Raw genomic sequence first — 12,020 nt, forward strand, 5'->3', positions numbered from 1 at the left:
GATCAAGGGGGAGCCGTACGCGAGCGGTGGTCGCTGTGTCGTCGGCTTTTCAGCGGGATGTGTGATGTCTCGAACGGAGAAGCGACCCCTCAACGGCCTTTGCCACCAAGGACTCTGCCCGCGTGGCGGTTCCCGTGACACCGGAACGCCCCTCACTCGTACTGGTAGATCCCGCTCATGTCCTCCAGCGCGGCCGGTGTGACGTCCCACGGTGGCAGCCTCTGGTCCCGGGCCACGACCCGGCCGCGCTCGATGTCGCGCGCGCCCGGGGGCTCGACGGGGAGGTACCCGCTGCCGGAGTGCCGTTGCTGCCAGCGGGTCCACTGCAGGTCGATGAAGGCGTGATGCAGCCAGAAGACGGGGTCGTTGGGGGAGGCGGCGCCGAGCATCACGCCGCCGACCCAGTGGTGCACCCGGTTGTGGTTGTGCCAGGAGACGCTGCCCCGGCCTCTCCCCCATCCCTCCAGCTTGTTGCGGAAGCCGCGGGTGACCGTGGAGTTCCAGGGCCGGACGTCGTAGACCGGGTCGGCCAGCGCGAATTCGAGCTCGTCGCCGGTCGGCAGCTGGATCGGGCTGCGGGCGCGACCGAGGTCGCGGGTGAGGTACTGCACGTCGGTCACGCGCTCGGTGAGCCTCCAGTGACCCGCCCGGTAGGCGAACGGGCCGGTCATCACCTGCCGGTCCGAACGCCGTCCGTTGCCGCCGAGGAGGTCGTCGGTCCACGGGAGGGAGTTCGCCGTGCGGTCACGGGTCCAGTCCCAGTACGGCACGGTCACCGACTCGTCCACCCGGCGCAGCGCCCGCTCCAGTTCCAGCAGGAGCTTGCGGTGCCAGGGCAGGAAGGAGGGCGTCATGTGGGCGGTACGCAGATGGTGTTCGCCGTCGGGCGAGTTGTGCGTGATGTGGATGTGCACGAACTCGTCGTATTCACCGCGGCGTTTGATTTCCAGCAGAGCGCTCACGAGCCGCCGTCGCTCGGACCGGGTCAGCCTGTTGACGTTCTTACGGGTGTACGCCATGCTCGCCCTCCTCGTGCACCGGCCCCGAGCGGCAGTGGTCGGCCCTGCGGCAGTCCGGTTCGTCGGCCGAAGCGGTAACTGCCGGGCGATCCTCCAGGTCACCGCCGTGCGGCCGGACCGGTGACGGAGCAGTGCGGGCAGCACGCTTCTCCGATTGGCATTCAGAATTGCTTTTTCTCACGACAGTCGGCGGACGAGTTCAGGGGGCGGCGCCCGGCTGCAGGTCCTGCTCGGTCCAGATCGTCTTGCCGGTGGAGGTGTAGCGCGTGCCCCAGTGGTGGGTCATCTGGGCGATGATGAACAGGCCGCGGCCCCCCTCGTCATCACTCGCGGCGTGCCGCAGATTGGGCGAGGTGTGGCCGGTGTCGGAGACCTCGCAGATCAGGGTCCGGTCGCGGATCACGCGTACCTGGATCGGACCGCCGACGTAGCGGATGGCGTTGGTGACCAGCTCACTGACGATGAGCTCCGTGGTGAACGCCAGGTCGCCCAGCCCCCAGTCGCCGAGCTGCTTGCTGACGGCGGTGCGGATGGTGGCCACCGCCGCCGGTTCCGGGAGCACCGCCCATTCGGCGTGCTGGTTCCGGTCGAGCAGGCGCGTACGGACCATGAGGAGCGTCGCGTCCACGTCCACGGGCCCGGGCAGCAGGCTGGTCACCACCCTGTCGCACCGCTCCTCCAGGGATCCCCGGCCGTCGGCCAGGACGCGGCGCAGCTGGGCGAGCCCGGCGTCACGGCCGTCGGCCGCCTGGAGGAGACCCTCTGTGAAGAGGACGAGGAGGCTGCCTGGTTCAAGGTCCAGTTCAGTGCTCTGGTAGGGCAGGCCGCCGATGCCCAGCGGCGGCCCGAGCGGCAGTTCCGGACAGCCGGCGACGCCGGTGCGCGGTGGGACGATCGCCAGCCCCACCTGTTCCCCGGCCCGCGCGACGGCGCACTTCCCCGAGACGGGGTCGTACACCGCGTACAGGCAGCTCACGCCCAGGGCCGCGTCGACGTGCGGCATCCGGCGCCCCGGGCTCCGGCGGCCCGCCCCGGCGTCGTGCGCGGTCTGCTCGACCAGGTCGGTCAGGCGGGACAGCAGTTCGTCCGGACTCAGGTCCAGCCGGGCCAGCACGCGCACCCCCGTCCGCAGGCGGCCCATGGTGGCCGCGGCGCCCAGGCCGTGACCGAGCACGTCCCCGACGACCAGGCCGACCCGGGTGCCCGACAGGGGAATGACGTCGTACCAGTCGCCACCCACCCCGGACCTGTTGTCGGCGGGCACGTAGCGGCTCGCCGATCCGACGGCGGCGTGCCGCGGCAGACGGCGCGGGAGCAGGCCCCGCTGGAGTTTGAGGGCCACGCCGTAGCCACGGGTGACCGCCGGCATCAGCAGGACACCGACCAGCAGGGCCCCCAGGCCGAGGACCGTGACCCCGCCCGTCCTGCCGATCAGCGGCAGGTCGACGGCGGTCGTGCCGTACGCGGGGTCCGCGTAGACGACGAACGCGGCGTACAGGAACAGCAAGGCCATCATCAGCCCGCCGAGCCCCGGCAGTACGCCCTTGAAGACCAGGTCACGGGTGCTGCGGCCGAGGACCTTGCGGTGGTGCCAGAGGCAGGCGAAGCCGGTCACCGCGTACTGGAACGCGATCGCGAGACCGACCGAGTCGATCGAGTCGGCCAGGACGTTCCGGCTGAACGACGACAAAAGCACGAACAGGGCGATCGAGACCGCGCCCATGCCGAGGGTGCCCCAGGTCGGGGTGAAGAACCTGCGGTGGATCCGGGCGAACCGGGAGGGGACCGCCTTGTGGACCGCCATGGAGAAGACGGTCCTGGCCAGGGGCAGGATGGTGGTCTCGGCGGAGGCGAGGGCGGAGGTCAGCACCATGAGGATCAGCAGCCTCGACAGGAGCAGTCCCGTGCCGTGACGTCCGAACACGGCCGCGCCCAGCCCGGACAGCACGTCGTCCGAGTTGCGGCTGTTGCCGAGTCCGATGCCCGAGGTGCCGACTCCCGCGAACGCCTGCGCCGACGTGGACACCAGCCCGTACATGACCAGGAGCAGCACGGTGGTCATGACCGCGGCGCGTCCGGGGATGTGCGCGCTGTCGACGGTCTCCTCGTTGACCGAGAACGCGGTGTCCCAGCCCCAGTAGATGAAGACCCCCGCGAGGATGCCCGAGGTCAGGGCCTTTGCCGAGGGCACCTCGAAGGGGTTGAACCAGGTGGCCGAGACGTGGATCGCCGTCGCGGGCGGCGCGGCGTAGACCCTGACCAGCGCGGCGACGGCGAAGACGGCCAGCACCACGACTTCCAGGCACAGCAGCCAGCGCTGGACGGCCGCCGAGAACTCGATGCCGACGTAGCAGATCGCGGTCAGTACGGCGATCCAGACGACCCCCGCCACGGTGGTCCACAGCCGGTTGTCCGCCAGTCCGTCCAGGCCCACCAGCCGGAAGCCGTAGGCTGCGGCGATCTTGGCGAGGCTCGACATGACGATCACGTCGGCGACGATGATGCCCCAGCCGCCCATCCAGCCGAGGCGCGGTCCGAAGGCGCGGGTGGCCCAGGTGAAGGTGGTGCCGCAGTCGGCGTTGCTCGCGTTGAGCTCCCGGAAGGCGTACGCGACCAGCAGCATCGGTATGAACGCCAGCATCGTGACGATCGGAGCCTGCAGTCCGACCCCGGCCACGATCACGCCGAGCGTGGCGGCCAGGCTGTACGCCGGGCCGGTGGAGGCAAGACCCATGGCCACCGAAGAGAACATGCCAAGGGCGTCGTTCTTGAGCCCCTTCCGGCCGGCCCCCGTACCGGGAGCGGGGCGGTCGACCGGCACGGGGGCGCCGAAGTGCCTCACACTTGATTGCACCGCCGGGCGGCTCCCCTCCGCAACAGCTACCCGTGCCGCCGGACGCCGGGCTCAGGGACGGCGCAACGGGGGTCCTACGGGTCCGATGCGGGCGGGCTGTCACCACTCACCGTGATGACCGACCACCCGGAAGCTGCCCACGACACCGTCCTCACCGAACACGCCCCCGTCGCCGAAGACTCCCCCGCGGCCGAACACGCCCTCGGCACCGAAGACGCCCCCGTGGTCGGTACGGGTCACCTCGCCGAAGGTCTCGCCGTGGGGACCCACGGTGGTGACCGGAGCACCGCCGTCGCAGGTGAAGCCCCGGAAGACCTCGACGGTCCTGCGGCTGTCGTTGAAGACGCTGAAGCTGCTGGAGCCGGTCGCGGTGATGCAGCCCTCGGCGGAGGCGGAGTACGTACGTTCGTTGAAGTAGATCCTTCCGCCTCGCTCACGGCCGCGACCGCCTTCGTCACGGCCGTGGTCGCGTCCACCGCCGTCGCGGCCCTCCCCCTTCTCTCCGCCCGCGCTCCTGCCGCCCACCGGGGCAGCGGGGGCAGCGGGAGCCACGGCAGGAGCGGCTCGGTGCGCGGGCCGGGCCGCCTGGTGGACGGCGGAGGGCGTCGGGGCGGATCCGTCGGCCGAGGCGTAGGGGATGCCGGCGGCCACGAGGACGGTCACGCCCACTCCGGTGCCGAGCACAGCAAAGGTACGCGGAGACATGTCACTTCTCTCTGTCGCGCGGACGTCGGCCGGGCGACCGATCTGCGACGAACGTACCGACAGCCCCGACAACCGGCATTTCAGATAAATCACCGGTGTGACGGCTTGGCCCCAAACGGGTAACCCGTCGCCGCTGACCGGCGCCCGGCGTCCAGGTCGCGAACCCCCGGCCGCTTCCACCGTGGTTCGCCGCCGCACCCGGTTGAGTGACAAGCAGTACGGCTCCCGAAGACGTTCGCGATAGGGCGAGACGATTTCTATACGTTCTTCCAGGATTCGGACATTCAGGCCAGCAGGTGACCCCCTGCGTCCGCCCCTCACGGAGGTCACGGGATGAACCATCGCCCCTGGGTTACAGCACCACTGGCGGGCGTGGCCATCGCCCTCGCGTCCCCACCGGTCGGCGCCGCCGCGCACGCGCCCCTACGGCACCCGCCCGCCTCCCTGCGGGTGCGTGAAGGAGGCCGCGACGACGACCACCGCAACCCCTGGCGCGACTGCCACAGCCGCCGCCGCGTCGTCCTCATCACCCCGACCCTCAGAGCGTTCCTGACCAACGGCCGGCGCGGACCGGAAGCCCTCGTGCTCAAGGGAACCCCGAAATCCAAGACCTGGTCACCGGAGCAGCCCTGGAGCAGCTTCACCGTCGCAAAGTTCCTGGACGTGAACTACTCCGCCACCACCACCGGCCAGTACGCGTTCGCCATCAAGGAATTCTTCAGAGTGCACCCGCTCTTCGTCGTGAACACCTACGACAACCACAAACGCGCCTTCCCCTTCCCCGAAGCCCGCTGCAACGACCACGACGACCACGACGGCGAAGACCGCGACCGCCCGCACGGCGGCAACTCCTCCACCCCGCCCTGCAAGGACGCCCCCGCACCGCGGGACGGAACGGCCGCCGGCTGGAGCACCGGCCTGCTCAGCACACAACACGTCCTGATCGCGGCGGGCGGCCTGCTCATGCTCCTCGGAATGCTCGCCACCGCCTGGCACCGCCGGCGCCGCTCCGACGACTGACCACGGCGCCCCGGCATCCCCACGCCACGTCGGTGCCTCACGCCCCCGTCGGCCCCAGCGCCTCGGCGGCGCTGCGCGGCTCGGTGCGCGGCTGCTGGCCGAGCTTGTGCCGCAGGACGGACGAGTGCCGGTAGACCTTCCTTGCGGGTGTGGGGCCGCTCCCGCAGCCCGGCTTTGAGGGCTGGACGGAAGAGCTCCGGCGCGGAGGTCGGGTCGATGACGCGTCGGACCACCGCGGCGGCGGACTGCGGGTCCGGCGTGATGCGCACCTTGGCGATGCAGTCCCCGTGTCCGACAGCGCCCATCGTCCAGTAGCTCGACAGGGCCGGGGATGTCGAACATCTTCAGCGCCGGTCCGGTGGCGCTGCCCAGTCGTGCGTCGGCTCCGGCGTGGGCGAGCCGTTGGAGAAGCGGATGAGCGCGTCGTGGGTTCCCAAGGTGGCGTAGATGCCTTGGGTGCACTCGGGGGAATCCCGTCCAGGATCTCCACCTGCCCTCGAACCAGCCCATAGCCCTTGGCGTGGGCATCGCGGAGGGCCTGGCCAGTGCCGCCGTCCTTGCCCGAGTCGGTGATGTGGCTTTCGCGTCCTTCGAGAGCCGGTCAGGGGTCCCAGGGGGAGGAATCGCTCTCAGCCCTCCGGTTCGGCGAGCCGGTGCAGGCCCCGCGGTCCCGGCACGAGGCAGTACTCACCGCCGCGGGTGACCACGAAGCCGGGCAGGTTCCACAGACGGCGCCGGACCGGCTTCTCCTCCTCAAGGCCGGGTGGCCGCTGAATGTAGCCCTGGCGCCTCGCCGCAGGCCACGGGGTTTCCGCCCGTCCGCGCTGGTCGACCACATGGTGCTGCATGACGCCTGGGGCCAGTCACCTGCGGCAGCCCATCACCCGAAGTCCCTGGTTTGGAAGATCGCGTATGCGGACCGGGCCTGAGCTGACACTTCGCTGACCTGCGGTTTCCCCGCTGCTCCCCGCCGCTTGCTACCCGACCGGACACGCGAGGGGCACGGGCCGGACCTCCCGCCCGCTGGGGGTGATCTACGGCTCACCCCACTCGGGGACGCACATCATCCTGTGAGCCGGCACGACGGGTTCGCTCGGCAGTGGATCGATTCCACGGACCCGTACGGCCACGATATCGGCGGGGGTGAGGGGTCGGGTCGGAAGTCTCATCAAGCGCCACCTGTAGGCCTCTGGGACGTCTTTGGCGGGCAGCTCCACCATGGCGAGACTGACCCATCGGTCGTAGGTCGTGGGGTACAGGCGAATCGAACCGCCACATTCCGCGCAAACCGGTGGCCCGATCCAGGTCACGTCATCGGGGTCGGGTTCAGGTCTGGGGGCGGCTGTCGCTCCGTCGGCTTCGGCCATCTCGTTGGCGAGGACGTTCCAGCACCTCTCGCAGTACCTCGCCATGAGGCTGATCCGGCCGCGCTCGCGTACGGTGCCGCCGGCTTCCCCGCAGCGAAGGCATGCGGACTGGTCGCCATCCCGAATCGCCCCCATGCGTTCGAGTGTGGGCGAATCTGAACGGGTTCCAGTAGGTCGCGATTCGGACGTATTTGTCGATCACGCAACCAACCACCTCAACCCACATCTACCCCAGCTCCCACGGCCCGGGGACGGCTCACCCCATAGGGCCGCCGGCGACGCCGCAAGCCACCAGCGACTCCATCGGCGCTCACGCGCCTCAACAGGGGTACGGGGGCACCCTTCGCGGCACCCCCGGCAATGCCGTGATGACGACGAGGGTTGCAGTCGCGGTGTCGAAGGATTGCAGTGATGCTGTCAGGGGGAGCGTGGCTGGCCTCGCACGGGCAGTGTGCGTCGGTGACCGCGCTGTACAGGAAGGGTGCTGCCATGACAACGGTGCCGGACAGGACACGGAGAGGACCCGGAAAGCCCGGCAGCGGCGAAACGATCGACGATGCTTCCTCGTTCGCCGGGACCATGATGCTGCTCAGCGGGCCCCTCAGCATTCTCATGGGCGCGTCCGGCATCGCACAGGACACCCTGTTCTCCGCGTCCCGGTACGCCTACCGGTTCGACCTGACCGCCTGGGGCTGGATTCACCTTGTGATCGGAGTGGCACTTGTCATCACCGGCCTGGGAGTCCTGACAGACCAGAGCTGGGGGCGCGGGGCCGGTGTAGCCGTGGCAGGGATCAGCCTGATCACCCAGTTCATGTTCGTTCCGTACTACCCGTTGTGGGCCATCCCTGCGATGACACTTGACCTCCTGATCCTGTTTGCGCTGACGAGGGTCCATATCGAGACCAGGGGCGGCCGGTGAACCCAGAACTTCATCCTCCGCCGCAGCACAGCGCCCCACAGCAACCCACCACGCTCCCCAGCTCCCATCCCGTCCGCCGTCGACCCACACACCGTGGAGCAGGCGTGGTTCATGGCGTCCAGGTGGAGCTGCGCCACTGTACGAACGACTGTGAGGATTCACCGCGTCGCTGCTCGGCTCCCACTTGACGACGTAGAGCAAGTTGCAACCCGGTTGCGATGGGCACTCCACAGCGCCGCCGCGGACTCCCCAGTCACCGAACACCAACGGGCCCCCTCCCATTGGACCTCGGACCCACTCCACCTCGGAGACGATGTGCGGAGCTCGTCCAGGGCCCGGCAGCGGCGTCCGGGAGGACACGGGCGGCGCCGACGGACGAGAGCTCGAAGCCCCGGCCGCAGCCAACGCCGCAGCCACCTCCTCCTCGCTCACCCCCGCCAGCGCCTCAACCACCTGATCGAGTGCCTCGCCCATCTCAGTGCGCGTGACCGCTCGAAGCCGGCGTCGGACCTGCGTTGAGGGTGCGTGTGATCCCTGCGGCAACCGTCGTGGCGAGAATCCAGCCGACAGGTGGTGCTTGCTGCCCCTCTTACCGCGGTCGACCGGCGACGAACCGGTGGCCTCGCCCCCCCCTTCCTTTTGCTCGGATGTTGGAGGCGTTCACGCAGGCCCGCAACCAGCCCAACTCGTCGACCGCGTGCAGTTCAGCTAGCAGGAGGCGGTGCAACTGGTCGAAGACACCGGCCTCGTGCCACCGGCCCAGCCGACGCCAACAGGTCTGATCGGAGCCGACCCCTGTTCCAGCCGCTGCAGCTACCGGCTCACGTCGTTGTAGAGGGCGCACAAGATGCCCTGCAGGCACAGCCGTTCGCCCACCGGCTTGGGCCAGGCGCCTTCTGCGGCCAAGGCGTCAGCAGCAGCTCGATCAGCACCCCCAGGTCGTCATCCACGGACCACGGCCGGTTGCCCACACCCTGCGAACGTCGAGATCATCCGCACTGGCCACGGCCGACCAGTACACACCCACAAGATCGTGTTACGAGCTCTGAGAGCCCGACACGCAATGCAGCCACGCTCGTCGCAAACATGGGTACGAATACTCAATCGCTGTGCTGTCTGACGCCGATACGGTAAAGCCACGTTCCGGCTACGGTATGAGTCGATCACCGCACTGTGATACTGCGGACACGGGGGAGGAAGCACGCATGGCGTGGGACGAGTGGGAGCAGCTCAAAACAGCTGCGGCCAACAGGCACGGCGCTCACATGCAGTTGAACCATGTGCCGTCGGAGCCGGGAGGATCCGGCACTCTGGTGTCGAACAAGCCGGCCTGGTCCAAGGCAGGCCAAGCCGTCGGCTCACTCAGCGGCTCCATCACCACGGCGCTCGGAAAGCTGACGGACGGGCAGAAGGGCTTCGTCGTGGAGACCGGCTGCCAGACGTCTGCGGCTCAGAAGGAAGTCCACGACTCGTGGGACCGCTACGTCAAGGCTGTGAGCGGACGCTGCACAAGGCTCTCGGACCTGCTGGAAAAAGTCGGCAACGACCTGTTGAAGACCGATGAGTCCGTCATGGCCGAGATCGGCAACCTCAAGGTGGACTACGCGGATACGCCTGCGGTCGGCGGCCAGGACAAGGGGCGGTAACCAGAAGTCATGGACCTCGCAACCCTGAAGGCGATAGACCCCAAAGAGTTTCGGGACGCGGCCGACGGATACCGCAGCACCAGTGACATGGCCGGCGCGGCGAAGGACCGCATCGACAACGAGATCATCGCGGCCATGAGGAAGGCCCTCAACAGCGAGGCCGCGACCGCGGCGATCGGCCAATTGTCGGAGCTGGGCAAGAACTTCCACTACACCCAGATCGAATGCGGACTGGTCAGTACGGCTCTCGAGGCGTTCTCGTACGAGATCGAAGCGGCCAAGAAGAAGCTCCAAGCGGCCATCGACGGCGCGCAGGCGGCGAAGCTCACCGTGAACGCCGACGGCTCGATCACCTATCCGGCGGGCGGAGAGAAGGATACGGACGGAAAGGTTCCCGGGGGCGGCACGGTCAGTGGTACGGCGGGCGGCCTGTTCGAGGGCGTCATCACGGCAGTGAGCCGCCAGTCCGCCGAGCTCGACCCCAACCCGAACCACCGCCTCGCACTGGACTACGCGGATGAGATCGCCGGCGCCCTGAGGGAGGCGGCGGAGTCCGACGAGAAGTGGGCGCCGAAGCTGCGGGCGCTGACGGCGGACGACGATCTCACCGTCTCCGACAAGGACCTTGCCGACGCGTCCTCGGACACGAGCGGCGTGCGCGACGCGGGCAAGGAGTACCTCGACTCGCTGCCCCAGCCGCCCAAGGACGGCAAACCGACGGACAACGCGAAGTGGTGGAAGGGGCTCAGCCCGGAGCAGCAGGCCGCATGGATCTCCATGCGTCCCGACTCGGTCGGCGCGCTCGACGGACTCCCCGCCACGGTTCGGGATGAGGCCAACCGGACAGTGCTCTCCGAGGCGCACGGTGTCGCACAGGTCACATACGACGCCTGGTTGAAGGATCACCCTGAGCCCCCGCGGTACCAGGACCATATCAACATGCACACCGGGGTGAAACAGGGCAAGGAGGAACTCCCGGCGTGGGAGGAATGGGAAGCCGAACGGGAGAAGATGCACAAAGGGATTGACGGCATGAACGCGATACAGGACCGTCTCGACGCGACGGGTGCCAACAAACTACCCGAGGCATACCTGCTGGGCTTCAGCGCGGCGGGAGACGGTCGCGCGATCATCGCCAACGGGAACCCGGACACCGCGGATCACCAGGCGGTCTATGTGCCGGGTACGACATCAGATTTGGACAGCATCGGGGGGAACATCAACCGGATGACCAATCTCTGGCAGACAGCCCAGACTGTATCTGATGGAAAATCCGTCTCCACAATCACCTGGCTCGGCTACGACGCACCTAACGACGTCGTAAAAGACGCGACTTTCACCCACTACGCATACGATGGTGCACCGGCTTTCGATAAATTCCTCGATGGACTCGATGCATCACATTCCGGTGATGCGGCAGCGCACCGTACCGTGATCGGCCACTCGTACGGATCGAGCCTCGTGGGCGCCGCGGCCCAGACCGGGGATCTCCACGCCAACGACATCGTCTTCGCGGGCAGTCCCGGTGTGGAGGTTTCCAGCGCCGATCAGCTGGACGTTCCGAAGGGGCATGTGTGGAACGAGTACGCCGACGGGGACCCGGTTCCAGAGCTCGGCCGCATGATCCATGGCGGAGGTTTCGGGCGCGAAATTCCCGCCGATTCAGGGTTCGGCGCCAACCAGATGGCCACGGACACCCAGGGGCACAGCGGTTACTGGAATGCGGGCTCCGAGAGCCTGAAAAACCAGGCCCTGGTAGTAGTCGGTAAATACGACGACGTGAAGATGGCGCCGGAGCCGACCAGACCGTATACACCGCACACGGTATGGGAAAAATAAGAACGCCCACATAGAGGTGCTGGCACGCAGGCAATGAGACGATGACCGACCCACATCCCAGTCCGACGGAATAAGGCTCCCTGCCATGAAGGAAAAGCTGAGCACTCTTGTGCTCGCCGCACCCCTTGCAATCATCACTCTCACGGGATGCAGTATGTCTGACCAGAACTCCGATGAAACCAAGTCCGCCGGAACGAGCACCACAAAGGATGCCTCTGATGCGCTACTGAAGGTATCCAGCGGCATATACGACTTGATCGGCGTCAAGGGAAAAGCATCCGACGGTTCCACAGGGGTCCAGGAATGCCCAGGAAAGGACCCGGAAAAATACTTCCAGATCTTTCACCCGTGGAGTTTGCGGCCAGCCTCGGCGAGTGACGTCGAAAAGGCAATGAAGAATCTCAGGGCGGAACTCCCGAAGCATGGCTGGAAGATCGTCGAATACGGTCCGGACACCAGCAAGAACAAGAACATCAATCTGACCGCCGACAATGACGAGAAGAAGGCCGGCGTAAACGTCGTTCAGATGTTGAAGGACAACCCGCCGATGCTGAGCCTGACCGTCGTGTCCGGCTGCTACAAGGTCCCGGACGGTCAGACGGTCCAACACTTCTGAGCACGGCTGGTACGAGCGCCTCAAATTTCGAAA

General features: G+C 67.7%; 10 protein-coding genes. 5 read left to right on the forward strand and 5 right to left on the reverse strand.

Going from position 1 to position 12,020, the window contains the following annotated elements:
• Positions 1-152: 152 nt before the first annotated feature.
• The 3 genes from ACZ4MF_RS17435 to ACZ4MF_RS17445 form a co-directional block, all read right to left on the reverse strand.
• Positions 153-1,019: a tyrosinase family protein gene (locus ACZ4MF_RS17435; protein ID WP_467492845.1), complete on the reverse strand. Its 867-nt coding sequence runs from the start codon at positions 1,017-1,019 to the stop codon at positions 153-155.
• 199 nt (positions 1,020-1,218) lie between these two features.
• Positions 1,219-3,771: an amino acid permease gene (locus ACZ4MF_RS17440; protein ID WP_467492846.1), complete on the reverse strand. Its 2,553-nt coding sequence runs from the start codon at positions 3,769-3,771 to the stop codon at positions 1,219-1,221.
• Positions 3,772-3,972: 201 nt separating this feature from the next.
• Positions 3,973-4,578, reverse strand: coding sequence for a hypothetical protein (locus tag ACZ4MF_RS17445; RefSeq protein WP_467492847.1), 606 nt, complete (start codon positions 4,576-4,578; stop codon positions 3,973-3,975).
• Between the two features lie 333 nt (positions 4,579-4,911).
• On the opposite strand from ACZ4MF_RS17445, the gene ACZ4MF_RS17450 reads away from it, so the two are divergent.
• Positions 4,912-5,598 carry a hypothetical protein gene (locus ACZ4MF_RS17450; protein ID WP_467492848.1) on the forward strand — a complete coding sequence of 229 codons (687 nt, stop codon included), beginning with the start codon at positions 4,912-4,914 and terminating at the stop codon, positions 5,596-5,598.
• Between the two features lie 629 nt (positions 5,599-6,227).
• On the opposite strand, the gene ACZ4MF_RS17455 is transcribed toward ACZ4MF_RS17450, so the two are convergent.
• Together ACZ4MF_RS17455 and ACZ4MF_RS17460 are read right to left on the reverse strand one after the other, a co-directional pair.
• A complete protein-coding gene (locus tag ACZ4MF_RS17455; protein ID WP_467492849.1) occupies positions 6,228-6,446 on the reverse strand; it encodes a hypothetical protein in 219 nt (72 codons plus the stop codon).
• Positions 6,447-6,632: 186 nt separating this feature from the next.
• Entirely contained in the window at positions 6,633-7,100 is a 468-nt protein-coding gene (locus tag ACZ4MF_RS17460; protein ID WP_467492850.1) for a DUF6083 domain-containing protein, read from the reverse strand.
• 324 nt (positions 7,101-7,424) lie between these two features.
• Here ACZ4MF_RS17460 and ACZ4MF_RS17465 point away from each other — a divergent pair, with 324 nt between their 5' ends.
• The 4 genes from ACZ4MF_RS17465 to ACZ4MF_RS17480 all read left to right on the forward strand — a co-directional run bounded on the left by ACZ4MF_RS17465 (position 7,425) and on the right by ACZ4MF_RS17480 (position 11,987).
• Positions 7,425-7,886 carry a DUF7144 family membrane protein gene (locus tag ACZ4MF_RS17465; protein WP_467492851.1) on the forward strand — a complete coding sequence of 154 codons (462 nt, stop codon included), beginning with the start codon at positions 7,425-7,427 and terminating at the stop codon, positions 7,884-7,886.
• A gap of 1,205 nt (positions 7,887-9,091) precedes the next feature.
• Positions 9,092-9,532: a hypothetical protein gene (locus ACZ4MF_RS17470; protein ID WP_467492852.1), complete on the forward strand. Its 441-nt coding sequence runs from the start codon at positions 9,092-9,094 to the stop codon at positions 9,530-9,532.
• A gap of 9 nt (positions 9,533-9,541) precedes the next feature.
• The gene (locus tag ACZ4MF_RS17475) at positions 9,542-11,371 is read left to right on the forward strand and encodes an alpha/beta hydrolase (protein WP_467492853.1); all 1,830 of its coding nucleotides are present in this window, start codon (positions 9,542-9,544) and stop codon (positions 11,369-11,371) included.
• Between the two features lie 85 nt (positions 11,372-11,456).
• On the forward strand, positions 11,457-11,987 hold the full coding sequence (locus ACZ4MF_RS17480) for a hypothetical protein (protein WP_467492854.1): 531 nt from the start codon (positions 11,457-11,459) through the stop codon (positions 11,985-11,987).
• Positions 11,988-12,020: the final 33 nt, after the last annotated feature.

The organism is Streptomyces sp. NPDC025793, from assembly GCF_055558375.1.

What these genes read in the sequence shown, in the direction of transcription:
- ACZ4MF_RS17435 (WP_467492845.1), bottom strand. Translation starts at nt 1,019, where the DNA reads ATGGCGTACACCCGTAAGAACGTCAACAGGCTGACCCGGTCCGAGCGA.
- ACZ4MF_RS17440 (WP_467492846.1), bottom strand. Translation starts at nt 3,771, where the DNA reads ATGTTCTCTTCGGTGGCCATGGGTCTTGCCTCCACCGGCCCGGCGTAC.
- ACZ4MF_RS17445 (WP_467492847.1), bottom strand. Translation starts at nt 4,578, where the DNA reads ATGTCTCCGCGTACCTTTGCTGTGCTCGGCACCGGAGTGGGCGTGACC.
- ACZ4MF_RS17450 (WP_467492848.1), top strand. Translation starts at nt 4,912, where the DNA reads ATGAACCATCGCCCCTGGGTTACAGCACCACTGGCGGGCGTGGCCATC.
- ACZ4MF_RS17455 (WP_467492849.1), bottom strand. Translation starts at nt 6,446, where the DNA reads ATGCAGCACCATGTGGTCGACCAGCGCGGACGGGCGGAAACCCCGTGG.
- ACZ4MF_RS17460 (WP_467492850.1), bottom strand. Translation starts at nt 7,100, where the DNA reads ATGGGGGCGATTCGGGATGGCGACCAGTCCGCATGCCTTCGCTGCGGG.
- ACZ4MF_RS17470 (WP_467492852.1), top strand. Translation starts at nt 9,092, where the DNA reads ATGGCGTGGGACGAGTGGGAGCAGCTCAAAACAGCTGCGGCCAACAGG.
- ACZ4MF_RS17475 (WP_467492853.1), top strand. Translation starts at nt 9,542, where the DNA reads ATGGACCTCGCAACCCTGAAGGCGATAGACCCCAAAGAGTTTCGGGAC.
- ACZ4MF_RS17480 (WP_467492854.1), top strand. Translation starts at nt 11,457, where the DNA reads ATGAAGGAAAAGCTGAGCACTCTTGTGCTCGCCGCACCCCTTGCAATC.